Source organism: Herbaspirillum sp. WKF16, from assembly GCF_028993615.1.
Classification (GTDB): Bacteria; Pseudomonadota; Gammaproteobacteria; order Burkholderiales; family Burkholderiaceae_D; genus Herbaspirillum.
This window is the reverse complement of record NZ_CP118632.1, coordinates 187,226-208,701: the sequence shown is the minus strand read 5'-3', so window position 1 is coordinate 208,701 and position 21,476 is coordinate 187,226. Positions and strand designations below refer to the sequence as shown.

Here is a 21,476-nt window from a genome sequence, read left to right as displayed (position 1 = left end):
CGGCGCGAAATACGCCGGCCGTCCGGACGTGCCCATGCCGCGCCGGCGCATGACGCCGGCAAGGGCGATGCGCGCGCGGCCGGATGCACGAGGGACAACCGGCAACGAGAATGAACGTTCAGCGTGGGAAGGAATTCAGCGCGGCGGCGCGCGCGAGGAGAAATGGCAGTTGAGCGGCGCATCCCAGGATGCGAAGGCCTGCCACAGCGCCAGCACGCGCACCGGCGGCAGCAGCGGCAACGGCGGGAAATCGAAATGCACGCCGGCCGACAGCGTGGCGGCGTCGTAGGCGGCGCAGGAGTGATGCAGGTCGTGGGCGTGCTGGCCCGATTGCTCGCCGTCGGCGCGGTCGGCCGCGGCGTCGAGGTGGTCTTCGCCGTAGTCGAACAGCGATTCGTCGATCAGCGAATGCACCGCGCCGCTCTGCCAGCCCGCGTGCGCGATGCCGTGCACGAAACCCATCATCTGCGCGAACAGCAGCGACAGCGCCAGGACGGCGATGAAGGCTGATTGACGCAGGGAACGCGAGGTGGGCATGGCGCAGTTCTGGTTCGGAAGCGGCGCCGGGCAAATGCGGCGCACGTGGAAATTCTGTCTGGCGGTAACGGGTGATGCGGTATTGCGGTGATGCGCGACCTGGACGCTACACAGGGCGGGGCCGGTCTGAAAACGATGCGGTCAGTCTACCCTCGCCGGCAGCCGCGCTGCCGGCGTCATGGCCCGGCCGCCGCGCGGCACGGGCTTGCCCTGGGGCGAATCAGTCGCCGTACAGCTTTTGCTTCAGCTCGCGGCGTTGCTGGGCTTCCAGCGACAGGGTCGCAGTCGGACGCGCCAGCAGACGCGGAATGCCGATGGGCTCACCGGTTTCTTCACACCAGCCGTACTCGCCGTTGTCGATCGAGACGATGGACTGCTGAACCTTCTTCAGCAGCTTGCGTTCGCGATCGCGGGTGCGCAGTTCGAGGGCGTGTTCTTCCTCGATGGTGGCGCGGTCGGCCGGGTCCGGCACCAGCACGGTTTCGCGCAGGTGTTCGGTGGTTTCGCCCGCATTCTTGAGCAGATCCTTTTCCAGTTGCTGGAGACGGGCCTTGAAGAAAGCAAGCTGCGCTTCGTTCATGTAGTCCTTCTCAGCCATCTTGAGGATTTGCTCCTCGGTCAGCAATTGTTGCGCTGCAGGGGTAGTTTTGGGAGTTTTGGTTGCCACTTCGCTTACTTTCAATACTACGGGGTTTTTCAACTAATCCATTTTCCCGGCGGATACTTCGCTGCCGGAACTGGTCGCTTGTGAATCCACTTCCCTTGCCGCGTGGGCACCTCTTCGATTGAAGTTCGCGCGGCCGCATCGCCGACGTTGATCTGCCTGCCGGACCGCGACTGCAGGTGGCGCAGCCTTTTTCGCGGTCAAGGATTGTACACCAACGCTCCCGGATGCCAAGAGGCAGGGCCGCCTCGGCGGCCGGGAGAAACCGGGAGCGCCGGCGCGCCTGGTCGTGGTGGTGGTTGTTCTATTGATTCCGGCAACAGCCTCGGCCCGCCGCGCGGCGTGTTGCAGCGGCAGGCCGACTAAGCGTTTATACCAGAAGATAGGCCGGAAGTGGCGCGCCGTCTTATCCCGACGGCAACAAAGCGGCCCGGGCGGCCGGGTTCAGGCGTGCCTGGCGCCGCAGACGGGGCAATTGCGGTCGCGCGCGACGGCGATCTCGGTCCATTCCATCTCGCGCGCGTCCAGGATCAGCAGGCGCGCGGCCAGCGAGCGGCCGATGCCGGCCACCAGCTTGATGGCCTCGGCCGCCTGCATGGCGCCGATGATCCCCACCAGCGGCGAGAAGACGCCCATCACCGAACATTGCACTTCCTCGAACTCGCGCTCGGGCGGGAACAGGCAGGCATAGCATGGCGCCTCGTCGCGCCGCGTATCGAACACGCTGATCTGGCCGTCGAACCGGATCGCCGCGCCCGATACCAGCGGCACGCCGGCCTCCACGCAGGCCTGGTTGACGGCGTGGCGGGTGGCGAAGTTGTCGCTGCAATCGAGCACCACGTCGGCCGCGCGCACCAGTTCCCGCAAGCGCTCGCCCTCGACGCGTTCGGCCAGGCCGACCACCTCCACGCCCGGATTGATCTGCGCCAGCGCCTCGCGCCCGGACTCGACCTTGGGCCGGCCCACGCGCGCCGTGGTGTGCATGATCTGGCGCTGCAGGTTGGTCAGGTCCACCGTGTCGTCGTCCACCAGCGTGATGCGGCCGAGGCCGGCCGAGGCCAGGTACATGGCGGCCGGCGAGCCCAGCCCGCCGGCTCCGATCACCAGAGCGTGCGCGGCCAGCAGGCGCGACTGGCCTGCGATGTCGATCTCGTCGAGCAGGATGTGGCGCGAGTAGCGCAGCAACTGTTGGTCGTCCATGGCGGGTCCGGTTGGTGGGCGATGCTGCCGCTCCATGAAAAAGGGCCACTGCTTGCCGGCAGCGGCCCGGAGCGATCCCGATGCGCCGGGATTACTTGTTGGTGTCGATCTTTTCCGGCGGCGCCTTGTTGTCCTTGCGGTCGTCCTTCACCGGCGCGGCTTGCTTGCCTTCTTCGTTGCGCACTTCAGGCTTGGCGTTGGACACCTTCACCGGCAGGCCCTTGAGGTGGTTCAGGGCCTGGGACAGCTGGAAGTCGTCCTTGCTGCCGAAGTCCAGCGGCTTGCGCTTCTTCTCGGCGGCGATCAGGCGTTCCTCGGCGATTTCATCCATGGCCTGCGCCTTCACTTCGGCCGACTTGTCGGTGTCGTTGCTCAGGTGCTTGGAGAGATCGGCCTCGCGCAGGCGCAGGCCGTTCAAGCCGTCGCCGTCGGGGTATTCGTCGACCATGATGTCAGGCACGATGCCGCGCGCCTGGATCGAACGGCCCTTGGGCGTGTAGTAGCGCGCGGTGGTCAGCTTGACGGCGGTGTTCTTCTCCGGCGGCAGCGCGATCACTGACTGCACCGAGCCCTTGCCGAAGGACTGCGTGCCCATGATGGTGGCGCGCTGGTAGTCCTGCAGCGCGCCGGCCACGATTTCGGAAGCCGAGGCCGAGCCGCTGTTGATCAGCACCACCATCGGCACCTTCTTGATGGCGTCCGGCAGGCGCGACAGCGGGTCGTTCAGCGGGTTGGCCGCGTAGAACTCGCGCTTGGCGTAGAAGGTCTGCTTGGAGCTGGGGATCTGGCCGTTGGTCGAGACCACCACCGCATCCTTGGGCAGGAAGGCGGCCGACACGCCGATGGCGCCCGGCAGCACGCCGCCCGGGTCGTTGCGCAGGTCCAGCACGATGCCCTTCAGGTTGGGTTCCTGGGCGTAGATCGCGGCCAGCTTCTTGGCCATGTCGTCCACCGTCGGTTCCTGGAACTGGGTGACGCGCAGCCAGGCGTAGCCGGGCTCGACCACCTTGGACTTGACGCTCTGCACACGGATTTCCTGGCGCATGATGGTCAGCACGATGGGCTTGTCTTCTTCCTTGCGGGCGATGGTCAGGGTGATCTTGGTGTTGGGCTCGCCGCGCATCTTCTTGACGGCTTCATCCAGGGTCAGGCCCTTGACCGGGGTGCTGTCCAGGCGGGTGATCAGGTCGCCGGCCTTGATGCCGGCCTTGAACGCCGGGGAATCCTCGATCGGCGAGATCACCTTGACGTAGCCGTCTTCCATGCCGACCTCGATGCCCAGGCCGACGAACTTGCCCATGGTGCCTTCACGCAGCTCCTTGTAGGCCTTCTTGTCCAGGTAGGCCGAGTGCGGATCGAGCGAGGCGACCATGCCGGAAATGGCTTCGGTCAGCAGCTTCTTGTCATCCACCTGCTCGACGTAGTCGGACTTGATGAGGCCGAACACGTCGGCCATCTGGCGCAGCTCCTCCAGCGGCAGCGACGCCGTTGCGTTCTTTTGCGCGATGGCGTCGAATTGAATCATCGCGGTGGCGCCTGCCACCATGCCCAACCCGATCAGACTGATATTCTTGAGTTTGCTGCCCATGTGTCACCTAGTAGTTACCCACCCTTGTGGGTCGAATGCGCGGCCCTGATGCCGCATTTCAAAGTATAAACCCGATTGCTCGTTGCCGCCGCTGTTGCCAGCGGTGGCGATGGCCTCCCCTGCCTTGACCACATCGCCGGCGCGTTTGAGCACCGACTGGTTGTTGCCGTAGATCGTCATGTACTGGCTGCCGTGATCGACGATGATCAGGTTGCCGAATCCGCGCAGCCAATCGGCGAACACCACCCGTCCGGCCGCCACGGCGCGCACTTCCGCGCCTTCCGCGGCGCGGATGAAGAAGCCGCGCGAGGTCGGCCCGTCGCCGTGGCGGCTGCCGAACCTGGAGGTCAGGTCGCCCTTGACCGGCAGGCGCAGCTGGCCGCGCAGGCTGGCGAAGGGCTTGCCGAAGTTGTCGGCCTGCGGCTCGGGCAAGACGTCGTTGCGGCCCAGCGAGGCGGCCTGCGGCGGTTCGTCGTCGTCGATGGCGTCGGCCGGATCGGGCTGCTTGGGCACGGGCTTGCCGGCCTTGGCCGCTTCGGCGGCGCGCGCCGCCGCGCGTGCGCGCTGTTCGGCCAAACGCTTCTCGCGTTCGGCACGGGCTTTGGCCAATTGTTCCTGGCGCCGCTTCTCGCGCGCCTCGGCTTCGGCCTTTTTCTGCTGTTCGATGATCTGCGCCAGCTTGTCCACCAGGGCCGACAGGCGCTGCTGGTCCTGCTCGATGCGGCCGACCTCGCGGCGCTGCGCGGTCAGCTTGGTGGACAACTGCGACAGCAGCGTGGAGCGGCGCGCCTTTTCCTTCTCCAGCACCTTCTTCTGCTCGATTTCTTCCTGGGCGATCTCTTCCAGCTCGTACTTGGCGTTCTGGGTATCGGCCTTGTTGGCGCGGATCGCCTGCTGGTTGGCGCGCAGGGTCTCGATCAGCCTGGCCTGGGCCTGCGAGACGTAGCCCATGTACTGCAGCTCGCGGTTGATGCGATTGGGGTTGTCGCCCGAGAGCAGCAGCTTGATGCGGTCCTCGTTGCCGGCCACGTACTGCTCGCGCATCAGCTTGGAGAGCTGCGCCTGCTGGGCATTGACCAGCGCCGTCAACTCATTGAGCTGCCTGACCAGCTGCGCCAGGCGCTGCTCGGTTTCCAGCTGCTCCTGGGTCAGGTCGCGCAGCGAGCGGTTGGCCTTGGAGATGGCCTGCTCGGAGACGGCCAGCGCGTCGGCGGCGTTGTCCTTGGCGGTCTCGGTCTGGTCGATGTCGCGCTTGAGGCTGGAGAGGCGCTGCTGCAGGTCGGCCCGCTCCTTCTCGGCGGCCTGCTTCTGCCTGGCGCGCTCGGTGATGGCCTGGGCCTGCGCGGAGGGCGGCCATGCGCCGGCGGCGGCCGCCAGCAGCAACGCGGCGGCGCCCATCCGGCGCACCGACGCGGACAGGCGAACGCGCCCGCCGCGCGCGCCGGAAGATCCGGAGCGCGTCAGCGATTCGCATTCGCCTGGAGACGAAGCCTGCGCGAGCGGCGCCGCGCGGAAGAAACGCAGTTTTATTTCGACTTCCCTTGATTGGCCACCGCCTTGAGCGCCGCTTCGATGGCGGACTGGTCGCCCAGGTAGTAGCTCTTGATCGGCTTGAGGTCGGCGTCCAGCTCATACACCAGCGGCTGGCCGTTGGGGATGTTCAGGCCGACGATGTCGTTGTCGCTGATGCCGTCCAGGTACTTGATCAGGGCGCGCAGGCTGTTGCCGTGGGCGGACACGATGATCTGGCGGCCGGCGCGGATGGCCGGGGCGATGGAGTCGTTCCAGGCCGGCAGCACGCGGGCCACGGTGTCCTTCAGGCATTCGGTCAGCGGCACCTGCTGGCGCGACAGGCCGGCGTAACGGGCGTCGCCGAAGGCGTCGCGCTCGTCGCCGGGCGTCAGCGGATTGGGCGGGGTGTCGTAGCTGCGGCGCCAGACCAGCACCTGCTCGTCGCCGTACTGGGCGGCGGTCTCGGCCTTGTTCAGGCCTTGCAGCGCGCCGTAGTGGCGCTCGTTCAGGCGCCAGTCGTTCTTCACCGGGACGTACATCTGGTCCATCTCGTCGAGCGTGGTCCACAGGGTGCGGATGGCGCGCTTGAGCACCGAGGTGTAGGCCAGGTCGAAGGAGAAACCGGCTTCCTTGAGCAGCTTGCCGGCTTGGCGCGCCTCGGCCACGCCCTTTTCGGTCAGGTCGACGTCGACCCAGCCGGTGAAGCGGTTGGCCAGGTTCCAGGTCGATTCGCCGTGGCGCATGAATACGATCTTGTACATAGTGGGACTTTTCTGATGATGGATAAACTGTACGGGATGGCGCAAGCGCGTGGCCGCTGCGGCTTCCGGGCCTTTGCAGGCGCGCGGCTGCGATAATACGAACGGCATGCAAACCGCGAATGCTTCTATTTTATAATGCCGGGATTCAGTAAACTCATTGGATAGCCGTGAAATTCATCATCGATAATATTTTCCTGATCGCTTTGGCCTTGGTCTCGGGCGGCGCCCTGCTGGTTCCTTACATCCAGCAGCGCGGCAGCAAGCTGACCCTGCTGCAGGCCACGCAAATGCTCAACCAGGGCAAGACCCTGGTGCTGGACGTGCGCGACACCGAGCAATTCGCCGCCGGGCATCTGCGCGACGCCCGCAACATCCCGTTGAAGGAGTTGCCGCAGCGCATTTCCGAGCTCGACAAGTTGAAGGGCCGCCCGGTGATCGTGGTGTGCCAGAACGGCACCCAGGCCAATCGCGCCGAAGCCACCCTGAAGAGGGCCGGCTTCACCGAGGTCTACGGCTTGAGCGGCGGCATCGCCGCCTGGAGCGGCCAGGGTCTGCCGCTGACCACCAAGGACGCGAAATAATGAGCGCCGCGGTCAAAATGTACTGCACCGCCGTGTGCCCCTATTGCATGATGGCCGAGCGCCTGCTCGCCAACAAGGGCGTGACGCAGATCGAAAAGATCCGCGTCGACCTCGAACCTCAGCAGCGCGAGCTGATGATGCAACAGACCGGCCGCCGCACCGTGCCCCAGATCTACATCGGCGACACCCATGTCGGCGGTTTCGACGATCTGAGCGCACTGGACCGCGCCGGCAAGCTGGACCCGCTGCTGCAAGCGTAAAGCGCGGCACACACCTTTAAACGATTCACCGAACCTGAAAGAAATCCATGTCGGAACAGAACCAACAAGCTGAGCAGCAACCCGTTTTCCAGATCCAGCGCGTCTACCTGAAGGACCTGTCGCTGGAACAGCCGAACTCGCCGGGCATCTTCCTGGAGCAGGAAGCGCCGTCGATCGAGGTGTCCGTGGACGTCGGCGCCGAGGCGCTGGCCGATGGCGTGTTCGAGTCGACCGTGACCATCACCGTGACCGCCAAGGTCAAGGACAAGACCGCCTTCCTGGTCGAGGGCAAGCAAGCCGGCATCTTCGAGATCCGCAACGTGCCGGCCGAACAGCTGGATCCGCTGTTGGGCATCGGCTGCCCCAACATCATCTACCCGTACCTGCGCGCCAACATCGCCGACGCCATCACCCGCGCCGGTTTCCCGCCGGTGCACCTGGCCGAGATCAACTTCGAAGTGTTCTACCAGCAGCGCCTGCAGGCGCTGGCCGAGCAGCAAGGCGCGACCCTGGTCAACAACGGCTCGACCGCGGTCAACTGATCGCAGCTTGCCCGCCGGCCGGGCAGCCGGGCCACATCCGGAGCCCGCGCCCGGCGCACCGACCTGCCGCCGCGCCCCCCTCTGCGGGCCGCGGCGCTTCCCCTCCCGCGGAGACTTCAACGATGAAACGCCTGCCCCTGATCCTTTCCGCAACCCTGTTCGGCGCCGTCATGGCCAAGGACGCTCTCGCGCTCGATTTCAAATCAGTCGGCGCCGCGCCGGTCATCATGTACGACGCCCCGTCCGAGAAGGGCCGCCGCGTCTACGTCGCCCCGCGCGGCATGCCGGTGGAAGTGGTGCTGACCTACGGCGAATGGAGCAAGGTGCGCGACGCCGCCGGCACGCTGTCCTGGATGCAGTCCAAGGCGCTCACGCCCAAGCGCATGCTGGTGGTGTCGGCCGCCAACGCCCGCATTTTCAACGCCGCCGACGAGAGCGGCCCGGTGGTGTTTACCGCCGACAAGAACGTGCTGCTGGAAATGCTGGAGAGCCCCAACAACGGCTGGGTCAAGGTTCGCCACCGTGACGGCCAGACCGGCTACGCCAAGGTCGGCGACGTCTGGGGCGACTGAGCCGCCCCTTCCTGCAAGCATCACTACCGCGATCGACGCCATCCAATGAAAATCACCATCCTGGGCGCCGGAGCATGGGGCACCGCCCTGGCCATCCCGCTGGCGCGCAAGCACGAGGTCGTTCTGTGGGGGCGCAATGCCCAGGCCATGGAACAGGCTGCCCGGCTGCGCGAGAACGCGCTTTACCTGCCGGGCTTCCCGCTGCCGGACGAACTGGCGGTCACCGCCGATTTCGGGGCGGCAGTGCGCCACGTCTGCGACGCGCCCGACGATTCGCTGCTGATTGCCGCCTCCTCGGTGGCGGGCCTGCGCGAACTGGCCGGCCAGCTGCGCGCGTATCCCATTCCCAATCTGGTGTGGCTGTGCAAGGGCCTGGAAGAAGGCTCTCGACTGCTGCCGCACCAGGTGGTGCAAGAGGTGCTGGGGGCCGACGTCCCCGCCGGCGCGCTGTCGGGCCCCTCGTTCGCCCAGGAAGTCGCGCGCGGCCTGCCCTGCGCGCTGACCATCGCCGGCGCCGACGCCACGCTGTGCGCGCGCGTGGTGCAGGCGGTCCACGGCAACAACATCCGCATCTATTCCAGCGACGACCTGATCGGCGTGGAAATCGGCGGCGCGGTCAAGAACATCCTGGCCATTGCCACCGGCGTGGCCGACGGCCTGCAATTGGGCCTCAATGCGCGCGCCGCGCTGATCACCCGCGGCCTGGCCGAGATCACCCGGCTGGGCGTGGCGCTGGGCGGCCGGCCTGAGACCTTCATGGGACTGTCGGGCGTGGGCGACCTCATCCTGACCTGCACCGGCGACCTGTCGCGCAACCGGCGCGTGGGCCTGGGCCTGGCGCAAGACAAGAAGCTTGAGGATATCGTGGCCGAACTGGGCCATGTGGCCGAAGGAGTGCGCTGCGCCAAGGCGGTGCGCGAACTGGCACGGGAACAGGCGATCGACATGCCGATCACCGATGCGGTGGCCGCGGCCTTGTTCGATGGGGTATCGGTAAAGGAGATGGTGTCGCGCCTGCTGTCGCGGGATGCCCGCGAAGAGACGATCTGAACGATCCGGGCGCTGCGCCGCGCATGCGGCCTGCGCCGTTCAAAAGAATGCCGCCGCCTCCCTCGCGGGATGCGGCGGCATTGTTGTTTCAGCGAGCAATGATGTCGCTTTCCATCTTGGGACGTTTGAAGCGCTGCGGCGAACCGCCTTCCACGATGTCGTCCATCTGCTTGGAGATCTTGTCGTAACGTGGAGCGCAGTCGTCCTGGGGCGCGGTTTCGGCGCCCTTGAGGCGCTTGGCCAGGCGCGAAGCGCGTGCTTCGCCGCCCATGACGTATTGTTGGGCGGCGCGGCCGGCGTGATTATTATTGGCGGTCTTGTTGCGTTGAATAGCTTGCATCGCATTTCCTCTTACGTCGCTTGACGCTCAAAATTCTCCGTTCCTGAGTTTTTCGGAGAACCGGCAGCGTCCGGGCACAACACGCTTGATCCCGGGCAACTGCTCCAGATACACAGGCGACCTTAACGGGCGCTTTAACTATGTAACGCTCCAGCGGCGATTTGGAATACGCGAAAAGTCAGTATTTTGTCAGCCAATTTCGATTTATTTTAGGGCAACATTTCTACGCTGCTGCGCAAAAATGACGCAAACCCGCGCCCATACTGGCTGACAAGGCTGTCAGCAAACGACGGTTTGTGCACTTTTTCGGAACAAAATAAAAACGAAACAATTGTTGCCAAACGTATCGTCGCCGCCGGAACGGCGCAAAAAAACGACGCAGGATGCGAAAGTTTTCTTCTTTGAAAGATTTTTAACGAAATGTCAGGCCGCCGCCGGCACCGATATTCCCAGGTCGGAGGGCACCAGCGAGAACACCTTGGCGTCGCGCGGCTCGCCATGGAAAACCAGCCGGTTGCGCGCCAGGCATTCCAGCGTGGCCCCGGCCTTTTCCGCCACCCGCTGGCTGCGCAGGTTGCCGGCCTGGGCCACGATCTCCAGCCGGGTCAGGCCGGTCTTGGCGAAGGCGAAGGCCGCCGCCGCGCGCGCGGCCAGCACCGCGATGCCGCGCCCGGTGTGCCCCTCGCGCACCCAGTAGCCGAGGTTGGCCAGCTGGTTCAGCTGGCTGACCTGGTTAATCGCCACCGAGCCGACCACCAGGCCCGATGAGCGTTCGATGACGTTGAAGTCGTAGGCCGCGCGAACGTTCCACTGCTCGATACTGCGCTGCAGGAACAGCTTGGCGTCGGCCAGCGCATAGTCGCGCGTGCACCACGCCTCCCATTCGCTGATGGCCGGCACCGACTGGCGCACGGCGTCGTACAGCGCCGGCGCTTCGCGCAAACCCAGCGGACGCACTTCATAGTTGCGGTCGCAGTAAATGATTTGCCGGTCGCGGTCGATGTGGCGGTTCATGCTCGCTTGCTTGGCGTGGATAGGTGCGGTGGCGTTGCTCGCCTGCTGTCGATCTTACCTAAATTCGGCGCGCTCCGATGCCGCTCACGCCAGATGGGGATGCAGCTCGGCCAGGCGGGTGATGACGGATACGCCTTCGGGCATGCCGGCATGCACGCCATGTTCCTGCAGTGCGATCACCTTCATGCCGGCGGCCAGGCCCGCCTGCACGCCGGGCAGGCTGTCCTCGACCACCGCGCAACGCGCCGGATCCACGCCCAGGCTTTGCGCGGCGAACAGGAACAACGCCGGATCCGGCTTCCAGCGCTGCACGTCGTAGGCGCTGTAGATGCGACCGGCGAAATACGGCAACAGGCCGGTCACGCGCAGGCAGAGTTCGATCTTGTGATGCGGCGCGTTGGAGGCCAGCGCATAGGGAACGGCCAGCGCCTGCACCATCTCGAGGGCGCCGGCGATGGGCTGCAGGCGCTGCTCCAGCATCTCGCCCATGAGCGCGCGCAGCTCCTGCTCGAAGCTCGCGGGCAGGGGCTTGCCGTGCAGCTCCTCGATGCGGGCCAGGCACAGCGTCATGCTCACGCCGCGAAACTGCGCCAGCGCCTGCTGGGCGGTGAGGTCGACGCCGTAGCGGGCGACGTGCTCGGACCAGGCCTGGGCCGCCACCACTTCGCTGTCGACCAGGGTGCCGTCGCAATCGAAGATGACCAGATCGATGGCGTTGCCGGAGTCTTTCATTGCGCTTCCTTTATCAGCGTATGTTTGCCGCACTCCGCAGGGAGCGCGCAAACGGAGTCAAAGTTCGCCGTAGGAATGCAGCCCGGAGAGGAACATGTTCACGCCCAGGAAGGCGAAGGTGGTCACCAGCAGGCCCACCAGCGCCCACCATGCCGCGACTTGCCCGCGCAGGCCCTTCATCAGGCGCATGTGCAGCCAGGCGGCGTAGTTGAGCCAGACGATCAGCGCCCAGGTTTCCTTGGGATCCCACGACCAGTAGCCGCCCCAGGCCTCGGCCGCCCACAGCGCGCCGAGGATGGTGGCGATGGTGAAGAAGGCGAAGCCCACGGCGATGGCCTTGTACATCAGGTCGTCCAGCACCTCCAGCGAAGGCAGGCGGTCGGCCAGGTAGCCCCGGTCCTTGAGCAGGTAGGCGACCGCGACCATGGCCGCCAGCGCGAAGGTGCCGTAGCCGATGAAGTTGGCCGGCACGTGGATCTTCATCCACCAGCTCTGCAGCGCGGGCACCAGCGGCTGGATCTCGGCCGCATCCCGCGAAACGGTGTACCACATCAGGAAGCCGACCGCCGCCGAGATCACCGTCAGCACGAAGGCGCCCAGCTGGCGCGTGGCGTAGCGCTCTTCGTAGTACAGGTAGAACAGCGCGGTGATCATGCAGAACAGCACGAAGACTTCGTACAGGTTGGAAATGGGGATGTGACCGACATCGGCGCCGATCAGGTAGGACTCGTACCAGCGCACCATCATGCCGGTGAAGCCCAGCAGCACCGCCGCCCAGCACAGGCGCGAACCGATCGCGGTGCCGGTGCCGGCGCGGGTGGCCAGGCCGCCCCAGTAGAACAGCGTGGAGAGGAAGAACAATGCGCTCATCCACAGGATCGCCGACTGGCTGGAGAGCATGTACTTGAGGAAGAATTTCTTGTCGGCCATCTCCAGCGCGCCGCCGTACATGGCGATGGCGCCCAGCGAGCAGATCGCGATCAGCGCCATCAGCAGGCGCGCCGGCTTCCAGTGCCAGCCCAGCCAGGCGAAGGTGGGCGCAGCCAGCAGCAGCACCGCCTTCTCGTAATAATCCATGAAGCCGCCGAAACGCGCGAACGCGTACAGCGAGCCGGCCACCAGGGCGGCAGCGTAAATCCAGTCCACCACGCTCAAGCGGCGAAAGAAGCCTGGCTCCTGGGCATAACCTTGGGTTGCTTCTGTCAGTTCCATTCCATTCTCCACTGCACTCCTGCTGCCACGCCGGCGACGCCGCCGGCATGCATCTCCACAGGATGATAACCGCCATACGCCGGCGGCACGGTCTGCGTCATATGCGACTGCCGGCTGCATGCGCTGCGCCGCCGGCTTGTTCCGTCCCTCAGGAAGCGCTGCCGGAAGTACCGGTCAAGCGCGTCTTCATCTGCTCGAATTCCTTGTCGAAGTCCAGCGTCTTGCGCTGGGTGCTCATTGCCATGAGCGCATGGCTGCGGCCGTCATTGTCGCCGTCCTTGATCCAGATCCACAAACGACGCTCGCGGATGTACAGCATCGAGAACACGCCCAGCACCAGGAACAGGCACCCCAGGTAGACCACCTTCTTGCCCGGCGAACGCGTCACCTGCAGCACCGAGGCCTTGATCTCCTGGAAGCTCGAGAGCTGCAGGAACACCGGCGCCGGGTAGAAGGCGGCGTCGGCCAACGCATTGATCGCCAGCTGCAGGTACTTGCCGTGCGCCTCGTCGCTCTTGACCGGCTCCAGCCCGTCCTTGACGCGCGCGGCCTGCCACAGCTCCCACATGCTGCCGTTGAGGATCTTCATGAAGATGTCGGCCGCCTTCTCCTGCTCGGCTGCAGGCAGCTTTTCCAGGAAGCGCGTCACCGCGATGAAGCCGGTGACCTTGCCGTCGCCGGCGAAGATGCTCAGACCGCGCAGCGCCGATTGCTGCAGTTGCTCGCGCAGCGCGGCCGGCGCTTCGCGGCCGCCGGCGATGGCCTGCTGCGCGTAGCGGCGCGCCGCCTCTTCGCGCAAGGCGGGATTGGACAAGGCTGCGCGCAGGCGCATCCATTCGGCTACGCTGTCGTTGTCGTCGGCGGGGATGCGCAGGTAGCGGAACGGCTGGTCGGGCTGCTCGCGCATGCCGGCCAGGAACACATAGGCGCCGTCGATCTGCAGCGACTGCATGTAGTTGAAGTATTCGCGCGCCTGGCCGGTCTTGTCGCGCAGCTTGTACTGCAGGCTCGGGCCGACGTTCTTGAAGTCCTTGGTGTTGACGCTCTTGGCGCTGGAACCGAGGTGCTTGTCGAGGTCGCCCATGAAGCCGCGATTGACGCTCTTGCCGACGTTGACCGCGCGCGCGTCGCCCGAGGCCGTGGCCGCGCCGGCGCCATTGCCGGCGGTGTTCATGTTCTCGACGTTGAAGGGACGAAAGCCCGTCCACTCCACCGTGTAGTCGCCCATGCCCTGCGGCAGCGCAGTGCTGCCGCTGACTTCGCCGGCGAGGTCGAAGCGGCTGTCGGCGCCGCCGCGCATCGCATAGCCGACCAGCTTGAGCTTGCTGCCGCCGTCCTCGAAACTGGACTGGTAGATCGCCACGTTCTTGTAGATCAGCGGCTCGTTGACCTTGATGGTAGCCGCGGTTTCCTGCCCGGTCTCATGGTCGCGCACCACCACTTCGCTGGCGAACAGCTTGGGCATGCCGGTCGAGTAGAAGTCGATGATGAAGCGCTTGAGGTGGATCGAGAACGGCAGGTCCTGGATCATCACGCCGTCCTTTTGCGGGATGATGGCGGTGCTGCTGGTGGCGCCCTCGGGGATCATCGTATTGCCGCGGAAGGTCGGATTGCCGATGCCCAGGCGATAGCGCTCCGGGATCTGCGAGATGATGCCGTTGCCGGCGAACGCCTCCTTGCCGTAGAACCATTGCTGGAAGCGGATCGGCAGGTCGGAGTCGAGCAGGCCGCCCAGGCAGATGATGACGATGGCCGCGTGCGCGAAGATGTAGCCCCACTTGTTGGCCGCGCCCTGCTTGGCCGCCAGCAGCGTGCCGCCGTCTTTCTCCACCAGCTTGACCTTGTAGCCGCGCGCGGCCACCTGCCGGGCCAACAGCGGCGCGACCTGCGCCGGCGCGCCGGCGAGGCGCCATTCGACCTTGTGGTGGAAGTTGCGCAGCGACTGCTCGCGCACGTTGTCGCGCCAGCTCTTGACGTCGCGCAGCATCTTGGGCGCGTTGCGCGCAATGCACAGCGAGGTCGACAGCACCAGGAAGCCCATGATCAGCAGGAACCACCAGGCCGAATACACTGCGTACAGCCCCAGCTTGTTGAACACCTCGAACCAGAACGGACCGAACTGGTTGACGTAGTTGGGCATCGGCTCGTTCTGCTTCATCACGGTGCCGATGACGGAGGCGATGGCGATCAGCGTCAGCAGGCTGATCGCAAAGCGCATCGATGACACCAGCTCCACCGCGTCGCCGACCCAGCGCTGCCTGGTCCTGATCTGAATCCCTTGGGTACTGCTGCCCGTCGTCATATTCCTGCCTTACCGGATCCGGCGCGCGGATCCGCTTACATGGGGTTCGCCTTGCCGAACGGCAAAGCATGGTCAACCCGGGATTTTACCGTCCCCGGCGAAAGTCCGTGATACGCGGCGCCATAGCCGCGGTATGCGCGAACGCTTATCTTCTGCGTCTGTGCCGCGAAAAAACGCGAATCTTCCCAGCCCGACCCGTCCCGGTGATCCGGCTGCGAACGGCGCCCGTTGCGCGCGTGGCCATGATGGTGATGCGAGCCGCGGCGGCGCGCCAGGACCTGCATCAAGGAAGCCGCCGAAAAGGCCGGCGCCCGGCAAGATGCGGACAAAAAAAGAGGCGGCACCACGGCCGCCTCTCTTCCCGGATCCCTGCGGGTCCTTACTTCAGGCCGGCGATGTAGTCCGCCACCGCCTTGATTTCCTTGTCCGACAGGCGCTCGGCGATGGCCGTCATCTGCGGGCTGTTGCTGCGGGCGCCGCCGCGGAAGTTGGTCAGCTGGGCCACCGTGTAGTCCTGGTGCTGGCCGGCCAGTCGCGGGTACTGGGCCGGGATGCCGGCGCCGTTGGGGCTGTGGCAGCCGGCACAGGCCGGCACGCTCTTGGCCGCGATGCCGCCGCGCCAGATCTGCTTGCCCAGGTCGATGGTTTCCTTGTTCTTGGCCGCGCCCGGCTTGGGCGCCTGGGCCGAGAGGTAGGCCGCGACGTTGCGGATGTCATCGTCCGACAAGGCCTTGGCCAGCGGCGACATCACCGGATTGTTGCGTTCCGGCGCGCGGAAGTTCATCAATTGCTTGGCGATGTAGGCCTCGTGCTGCCCGGCCAGCCTGGGATTCTGGGTAATGGTCGAGTTGCCGGCGGCGCCGTGGCAAGACACGCAGGCCACGATGTTGCGGGCGTTGTCGCCGTTGGTGTAGAGGGTTTCACCCTTGGCCGGATCGGCCTTGGCTACTGCTTTTTTCTCTTCGGCTGCATGGGCCAGCGAGGATACTGCCAGCAATGCAACAAACACGGTATGCAAAAGCGGGGAAAAGGCACGGTTCATTCGTCACCCTAATACTTATTGTGAATTGGAAGATTTTGCCCGTTTGGCGGCTGGCTGCCCCCATACCAAATGCCGGTCTTTTGACCTGTCTCCAATGGCCGCCATATTTTTTGATTGCTTGGCGTCAACACGGCAATGGGTATCGGGCCATTGTACAATAGCTTCTCCGCGTTACTAGCCCCCTCTTTCGGATTTCCCCCCACCATGTCGCAACTTTGGCAAGCCCGCTTTTTCACCACCGTCAATCACCTGCGGGACCTGCCCAAGACTACCGTGCCTGAGATCGCCTTCGCCGGCCGCTCCAACGCAGGCAAGTCCACCGCCATCAATGTGCTGTGCAACCAGAAGCGCCTGGCCTTCGCCTCGAAGACGCCGGGCCGCACCCAGCACATCAATTATTTCTCGATCGGCGGCGCCCACGTGGGCCAGCACCGCAACGACGAGGCGCGTCCGGACGACATCCGCGCCATGATCGTCGACCTCCCGGGCTACGGCTACGCCGAAGTCTCCGGCTCGGCCAAGCACCACTGGCAGGCGTTGCTGGGCGACTACGTGCGCCATCGCCCGCAGCTGGCGGCGCTGGTGCTGATCGTCGACTCGCGCCGCCCCTTCACCGACCTGGATATCCAGATGATCGAGTGGTTCGCCCCTACCGGCAAACCGATCCATTGCATCCTGAGCAAGGCCGACAAGCTCAACCGCAACGACGCCACCAACGCCCTGCGCCAGGCGCGCACTTACCTGTCCAGCTACGTCGACGCCAACGGCGAGCCCTTCCCGTTCACCGCCCAGCTGTTCTCCGCGCTCAAGCGCACCGGGCTGGACGAGGCCAACGACCGTATCCTGGAAATGGCGGGCTTGCTGGATGAGCCCGAGGCGCAGACCGGAGGGCAAGGCGAAGAAGCGCCCGGCGAGGAACCGCTGAACGACGAAGCGCCATGACCGTGCGCAAGGCGCACCGCGGCGGAAAGAGGTAAAAAGGAAGACCCGAAAAAAAGCCCCGGAGAAAGGGGAACAATCTCCGGGGCAGAACGCCTTTCGCTACCGCGATCGGCCCCGCTCAGGGAGGGAAGGGGAAGCGGGAGGCAACGACGTGCCCAAACGCAAGATAAACTTCCCCCTGCGTAAAATGGCAGAACCTGCCCGACAACACTGAATACTTCAGAAATCGACGACATTTTCTTCAAAGTCATTTCAAGACAATGCTCGTCAGCGCCACTTTGAACTGAGAGAGCCACATGCCAGTTTCCGATTCACGCCCCCAATCCTCCGCCGCCTATCCCGCCATCCGCATGCGCCGCATGCGCCGCGACGCGTTCTCGCGCGCCCTGATGGCCGAAAACGTCATCACCGCCGCCGACCTGATCTACCCGGTCTTCGTCCAGGAAGGCCAGAAGCTGCGCACGCCCGTGCCTTCGCTGCCGGGCGTGGAGCGCCTGTCGCTCGATACCCTGCTGCCGGTGGCCGAGGAATGCGTCAAGCTGGGCGTGCCGGTGCTGGCGCTGTTCCCGGTGATCGACCCGGCGCTGAAGACGCCCGACGGCATCGAAGCCACCAACCCGGACGGCCTGATCCCGCGCGTCGTGCATGCCTTGAAGCAACGCTTCCCCGAACTGGGCGTGCTGTGCGACGTTGCGCTCGACCCCTACACCAGCCACGGCCAGGACGGCGTGCTGGACGACACCGGCTACATCCTCAACGACGAGACCATCGAGCTGCTGGTACGCCAGGCGCAGACCCAGGCCGACGCCGGCGTCGACGTGGTCGCGCCCTCGGACATGATGGACGGCCGCATCGCCGCCATCCGCGCCATGCTGGAATCCAAGGGCCACATCTACACCCGCATCATGGCCTACTCGGCCAAGTACGCCTCGGCCTTCTACGGCCCCTTCCGCGACGCGGTGGGCTCGGCCGCCAACCTGGGCAAGGGCAGCAAGGCCACCTACCAGATGGATCCGGCCAACAGCGACGAGGCGCTGCGCGAGGTCGCGCTCGATTTGCAGGAAGGCGCCGACATGGTGATGGTCAAGCCCGGCATGCCGTACCTCGACATCGTGCGCCGCGTGAAGGACGAGTTCCGGGTGCCGACCTTCGCCTATCAGGTCAGCGGCGAGTACGCGATGATCAAGGCGGCCGCCCAGAACGGCTGGCTGGACCACGACAAGACCATGATGGAGGCCATGATGGCCTTCAAGCGCGCCGGCGCCGACGGTGTGCTGACCTACTTCGCGCTGGACATTGCGCGCAAGCTCAAGCAGGCGTAAGCCCCTGCGGCCAGCCATGAGCGCCAGCGCCAAAGCCGACGACACCGACGCCTTCACGCGCCACCGGCCGCGCCTGTTCGGCGTGGCCTACCGCATGCTCGGCTCGCGCAGCGACGCCGAGGATGTGCTGCAGGACGCCTGGCTGCGCTGGCATGGCCGGGATGCGCAGGCGCTGGATTCGGCCGAGGCCTGGCTGGTCACCGTGGTCACGCGCCTGTGCATCGACCGCCTGCGCCAGGCGCAGCAGGAGCGCCTGTCCTATGTCGGCCACTGGCTGCCGGAACCGCTGGTGGACCTGGCCGAGGCCGGCCCGGAGATCGACCTGTTCGGCCACGCCATGCTGGCGCCCTCGCCCGAAACCCTGCTGGAACAGCACAGCGACCTTTCCTTCGCCTACCTGCTGCTGCTCGAACGCCTGAAACCGGAGGAGCGCGCCGCCTTCCTGCTGCGCGAAGTGTTCGACAATGACTATCCCGACATCGCCGCCATCCTGCAAAAGAACGAAGCGAGCTGTCGCCAGCTGGTGCATCGCGCGCGCGAACGGCTGGCCAGCCTGGAAGAAGCCGACCGGTCCGACAAGCGCAGCCCGGCGCCGCGCAAACCCTTGCGCACGGCATCCAGCCCGGTCTCGCGCGAAGCCCACACCACGCTGCTGCAGAAGTTCATGCAGGCGGTGCAAAGCGGCGAGCGCGAGGCCATGCTGGGCCTGCTGGCCGAGGACGCCCGCCTGATCGGCGACGGCGGCGACAAGGTCGCGTCCTTCCCGCATCCGCTGTTCTCCGGCCAGCGCATCTCATGGCTGTATTACGCCAACATCCGCCGCTTCGGCGAACGCATCGCCTACCGCGCCGCCTGGATCAACGGCAGCCCGGGCCTGCTGCGTTATGTGGATGACAAGCTGGAGTCGGCCCAGGTGCTGGAAACCGAGAACGGCCTCATTGCCGAGATCTACGTCGTGCGCAATCCCGACAAGCTGGCGGCGATCGCGCGCCAGACCCTGGCCCCCTAAAATTTTTTTCCGTTTTTTTTCACAAAAACTGTCACACGCGGGCATGGCCCTCCGTCTTATGGATGAACCCCGGCGATTTGCGTCGGCGTCACCCTCAATCCGATAGGAGATATTGCCATGTCCGACTTCAAGCAACGCCTGCCCCACGCCAAGCTCGCCGCTCCCGCCTTCAACGCCCTGCTCAAGGCCAGCGAGGCCGTGCACCAGAGCGGCGTCGACCCCAAGCTGCTGGAACTGATCTTCCTGCGCGTCTCGCAGATCAACGGCTGCGCCTTCTGCGCCGACATGCACTCGCACGACCTGCTCAAGGCCGGTGAAGACCAGCAGCGCCTCAACACCCTGGCCGCCTGGCGCGAGATCCCCTTCTTCACTGAACAGGAACGCGCCGCCCTGAACTGGGCCGAGCGTTTCACCGACCTGAAGAACCCCGACGGCGAAAAGGAAGATGCCGCCTTCGCGCTCATGAAGCAGCACTTCAGCGAATCCGAAATCGCCAACGTCACCTTCGCGGTCGCCATCATCAACGCCTGGAACCGCCTGGGCGTATCGATGCGCCCGCAGGTGCAGCGCCGCGCCTGAGCGTCGCCTCGGCCTGAGCAGGGCGCGACGAACGACACTGGGTCCTGACTTTCGTCAGGACGACAGGCAGGAACTCGAACCGATTGCGGTGCGAATTTCTCTTCCTTGTCGTCCCGGCGCAGGCCGGGATCCAGTGTCGTTGACTTGTCGTCGAACGGCGGAAAAGGCCGCAAAGTCTTTTGCACGGCAACGTACCGGTTGCAGACATTGAAAAGCCGAAAAAAAACGCACCCCGGTTACCCGGGATGCGCTGAACATGGTCCGATCCACATCAGACTTGGTGCTCAAAATCTTGCGGGCGGCGGCAGTGGCGCCGCCCGTCTTGTCGTTTCACGCGGCCATTATTTCCACAGCGCGCATTTGGACTCGGCCTTGGTCATGTAGGCCTGGTCGCCGGGGATGGTCTGCACCAGCTTGTAGTAGTCCCACGGACGCTTGGACTCGGACGGCTTCTTCACTTCCATCAGGTACATGTCGTGCACCATGCGGCCGTCCGGACGGACCACGCCGTTGGGGGTGAAGAAGTCGCTGATCTTGTTCTTGCGCAGGTAGTCCATGACCTTGTCGGCGTCGGTGCTGCCGACCGCCTTGACCGCCTTCAGGTACTGGCCCACGGCCGAGGCGTCGCCGGCCTGGAACATGGTCGGCATCTTCTTCATCTTGCCGAAGTAGCGGTTGCCCCAGGCGCGGGTCTGGTCGTTCATGTCCCAGTACCAGCCGTCGGTGAGGTACATGCCCTGGGTGACCTGCAGGCCCAGCGAATGCGTGTCGGTGATGAAGATCAGGAGGCCGGCCAGCTTCATCGTCTTGTTCACGCCGAATTCATTGGCCGCCTTGATGGCGTTGATCACGTCGCCGCCCGCCACCGCCAGGCCCAGGATCTGCGCCTTGGAAGATTGCGCCTGCAGCAGGAAGGACGAGAAGTCCGAGGTCGCCAGCGGTGCGCGCACCTGGCCCACGACGGTGCCGCCGCCGGCCTTCACGACGTCGCTGGTGTCCTTCTCCAGCGACGTGCCGAAGGCATAGTCGGCCGTCACGAAGTACCACGACTTGCCGCCCTGCTTGGTGATGGCCGCGCCCGTGCCGCGCGCCAATGCCGTGGTGTCGTAGGCGTACTGGATGGTGTAGGCGTTGCATTCCTCATTGGTCTGGCGCGTGGTGCCCGCGCCGACCGAGATGAAGACCTTCTTCTTTTCGCCGGCGACCTTGCCCATGGCCAGGCTGGCCGCCGAGTTGACGCCGCCGACGAGCATGTCGACGCCGTCGCGGTCGAACCATTCACGCGCCTTGTTGGCGGCGATGTCGGCCTTGTTCTGGTGGTCGGCGAAGACGAACTCGACCTTCTTGCCGTTGATGGTGCCGCCGGCGTCCGCAATGGCCATCTTGATGGCTTCGATGCCGCCCTGGCCGTCCATGTCGGCATAGGTGCCGGAGAGGTCGGTGATGAAGCCGATCTTGATGGTGTCGCCTGCGGCGTGGGCCAGCGGCGAGGCGCCCAGGGCGGCCAGCGCTGCGCATACGGCGACCGACGAGGCCGCGCGTTTGATGATGTTCTTCAAGGGTTCTCCTCCTGTAGATGGAAGCCGCGGCAGCCTGCCTGCGGCCCGTTTCGATTTCTTGTGGTGTTCTTGTTGCGACCCGGCAGTCGAGTGCCGGGAAGTCATGCGGTAATGCGGCGTTGCGGGCATGCGCCGCGCGGCGCATGCCCGGTGTTG

The 21,476-nt window shown here is 65.3% G+C and carries 22 protein-coding genes; 9 read left to right on the top strand and 13 right to left on the bottom strand.

The window, feature by feature from the left end:
* Window positions 1–135 precede the first annotated feature (135 nt).
* The 6 genes from Herbaro_RS00955 to gpmA form a co-directional block, all read right to left on the bottom strand.
* The gene (locus tag Herbaro_RS00955; protein WP_275011977.1) at window positions 136–537 is read right to left on the bottom strand and encodes a hypothetical protein; all 402 of its coding nucleotides are present in this window, start codon (window positions 535–537) and stop codon (window positions 136–138) included.
* Between the two features lie 220 nt (window positions 538–757).
* Complete coding sequence (gene dksA / locus Herbaro_RS00950) at window positions 758–1,162, bottom strand: RNA polymerase-binding protein DksA (RefSeq protein ID WP_342456516.1); 405 nt, start codon at window positions 1,160–1,162, stop codon at window positions 758–760.
* Window positions 1,163–1,645: 483 nt separating this feature from the next.
* Window positions 1,646–2,401 (bottom strand): HesA/MoeB/ThiF family protein, encoded by a 756-nt coding sequence (locus tag Herbaro_RS00945; RefSeq protein ID WP_275011975.1) that lies wholly within the window; start codon window positions 2,399–2,401, stop codon window positions 1,646–1,648.
* A gap of 91 nt (window positions 2,402–2,492) precedes the next feature.
* Window positions 2,493–3,989 carry a S41 family peptidase gene (locus Herbaro_RS00940; RefSeq protein ID WP_275011974.1) on the bottom strand — a complete coding sequence of 499 codons (1,497 nt, stop codon included), beginning with the start codon at window positions 3,987–3,989 and terminating at the stop codon, window positions 2,493–2,495.
* Between the two features lie 3 nt (window positions 3,990–3,992).
* Complete coding sequence (locus Herbaro_RS00935; RefSeq protein WP_275011973.1) at window positions 3,993–5,387, bottom strand: murein hydrolase activator EnvC family protein; 1,395 nt, start codon at window positions 5,385–5,387, stop codon at window positions 3,993–3,995.
* 128 nt (window positions 5,388–5,515) lie between these two features.
* Complete coding sequence (gene gpmA, locus Herbaro_RS00930) at window positions 5,516–6,262, bottom strand: 2,3-diphosphoglycerate-dependent phosphoglycerate mutase (RefSeq protein ID WP_275011972.1); 747 nt, start codon at window positions 6,260–6,262, stop codon at window positions 5,516–5,518.
* Between the two features lie 167 nt (window positions 6,263–6,429).
* On the opposite strand from gpmA, the gene Herbaro_RS00925 reads away from it, so the two are divergent.
* From Herbaro_RS00925 to Herbaro_RS00905, 5 genes are all read left to right on the top strand, one after another.
* Window positions 6,430–6,843: a rhodanese-like domain-containing protein gene (locus tag Herbaro_RS00925; protein WP_275011971.1), complete on the top strand. Its 414-nt coding sequence runs from the start codon at window positions 6,430–6,432 to the stop codon at window positions 6,841–6,843.
* On the top strand, window positions 6,843–7,103 hold the full coding sequence (grxC, locus tag Herbaro_RS00920) for a glutaredoxin 3 (protein ID WP_275011970.1): 261 nt from the start codon (window positions 6,843–6,845) through the stop codon (window positions 7,101–7,103). The genes Herbaro_RS00925 and grxC overlap by 1 nt, the downstream gene beginning before the upstream one ends.
* A gap of 47 nt (window positions 7,104–7,150) precedes the next feature.
* Window positions 7,151–7,645: a protein-export chaperone SecB gene (gene secB, locus Herbaro_RS00915; protein WP_275011969.1), complete on the top strand. Its 495-nt coding sequence runs from the start codon at window positions 7,151–7,153 to the stop codon at window positions 7,643–7,645.
* A gap of 122 nt (window positions 7,646–7,767) precedes the next feature.
* Window positions 7,768–8,217 (top strand): SH3 domain-containing protein, encoded by a 450-nt coding sequence (locus Herbaro_RS00910; RefSeq protein WP_275011968.1) that lies wholly within the window; start codon window positions 7,768–7,770, stop codon window positions 8,215–8,217.
* A 45-nt stretch (window positions 8,218–8,262) separates the two neighbouring features.
* Complete coding sequence (locus tag Herbaro_RS00905) at window positions 8,263–9,267, top strand: NAD(P)H-dependent glycerol-3-phosphate dehydrogenase (RefSeq protein WP_275011967.1); 1,005 nt, start codon at window positions 8,263–8,265, stop codon at window positions 9,265–9,267.
* Between the two features lie 88 nt (window positions 9,268–9,355).
* Here Herbaro_RS00905 and Herbaro_RS00900 read toward each other — a convergent pair whose 3' ends face one another.
* From Herbaro_RS00900 to Herbaro_RS00875, 6 genes are all read right to left on the bottom strand, one after another.
* A complete protein-coding gene (locus Herbaro_RS00900; RefSeq protein ID WP_275011966.1) occupies window positions 9,356–9,607 on the bottom strand; it encodes a hypothetical protein in 252 nt (83 codons plus the stop codon).
* Between the two features lie 423 nt (window positions 9,608–10,030).
* Window positions 10,031–10,621, bottom strand: a complete 591-nt coding sequence (locus Herbaro_RS00895; protein WP_275011965.1) for a GNAT family N-acetyltransferase — start codon at window positions 10,619–10,621, stop codon at window positions 10,031–10,033.
* An 84-nt stretch (window positions 10,622–10,705) separates the two neighbouring features.
* Window positions 10,706–11,353, bottom strand: a complete 648-nt coding sequence (locus Herbaro_RS00890) for an HAD family hydrolase (RefSeq protein WP_275011964.1) — start codon at window positions 11,351–11,353, stop codon at window positions 10,706–10,708.
* 57 nt (window positions 11,354–11,410) lie between these two features.
* Window positions 11,411–12,565: a c-type cytochrome biogenesis protein CcsB gene (gene ccsB / locus Herbaro_RS00885; RefSeq protein WP_275011963.1), complete on the bottom strand. Its 1,155-nt coding sequence runs from the start codon at window positions 12,563–12,565 to the stop codon at window positions 11,411–11,413.
* Between the two features lie 148 nt (window positions 12,566–12,713).
* Window positions 12,714–14,867 (bottom strand): cytochrome c biogenesis protein ResB, encoded by a 2,154-nt coding sequence (locus Herbaro_RS00880; protein ID WP_275011962.1) that lies wholly within the window; start codon window positions 14,865–14,867, stop codon window positions 12,714–12,716.
* Between the two features lie 379 nt (window positions 14,868–15,246).
* Window positions 15,247–15,909, bottom strand: a complete 663-nt coding sequence (locus Herbaro_RS00875; protein WP_275011961.1) for a c-type cytochrome — start codon at window positions 15,907–15,909, stop codon at window positions 15,247–15,249.
* A gap of 204 nt (window positions 15,910–16,113) precedes the next feature.
* Here Herbaro_RS00875 and yihA point away from each other — a divergent pair, with 204 nt between their 5' ends.
* From yihA to Herbaro_RS00855, 4 genes are all read left to right on the top strand, one after another.
* Complete coding sequence (yihA, locus tag Herbaro_RS00870; protein ID WP_275011960.1) at window positions 16,114–16,851, top strand: ribosome biogenesis GTP-binding protein YihA/YsxC; 738 nt, start codon at window positions 16,114–16,116, stop codon at window positions 16,849–16,851.
* A gap of 296 nt (window positions 16,852–17,147) precedes the next feature.
* On the top strand, window positions 17,148–18,173 hold the full coding sequence (gene hemB / locus Herbaro_RS00865; RefSeq protein WP_275011959.1) for a porphobilinogen synthase: 1,026 nt from the start codon (window positions 17,148–17,150) through the stop codon (window positions 18,171–18,173).
* A gap of 16 nt (window positions 18,174–18,189) precedes the next feature.
* On the top strand, window positions 18,190–19,182 hold the full coding sequence (sigJ, locus tag Herbaro_RS00860; RefSeq protein WP_275011958.1) for an RNA polymerase sigma factor SigJ: 993 nt from the start codon (window positions 18,190–18,192) through the stop codon (window positions 19,180–19,182).
* Window positions 19,183–19,299: 117 nt separating this feature from the next.
* On the top strand, window positions 19,300–19,761 hold the full coding sequence (locus Herbaro_RS00855) for a carboxymuconolactone decarboxylase family protein (protein WP_275011957.1): 462 nt from the start codon (window positions 19,300–19,302) through the stop codon (window positions 19,759–19,761).
* Window positions 19,762–20,102: 341 nt separating this feature from the next.
* Here Herbaro_RS00855 and Herbaro_RS00850 read toward each other — a convergent pair whose 3' ends face one another.
* Window positions 20,103–21,320, bottom strand: a complete 1,218-nt coding sequence (locus Herbaro_RS00850) for an ABC transporter substrate-binding protein (RefSeq protein ID WP_275011956.1) — start codon at window positions 21,318–21,320, stop codon at window positions 20,103–20,105.
* Between the last annotated feature and the right edge of the window lie 156 nt (window positions 21,321–21,476).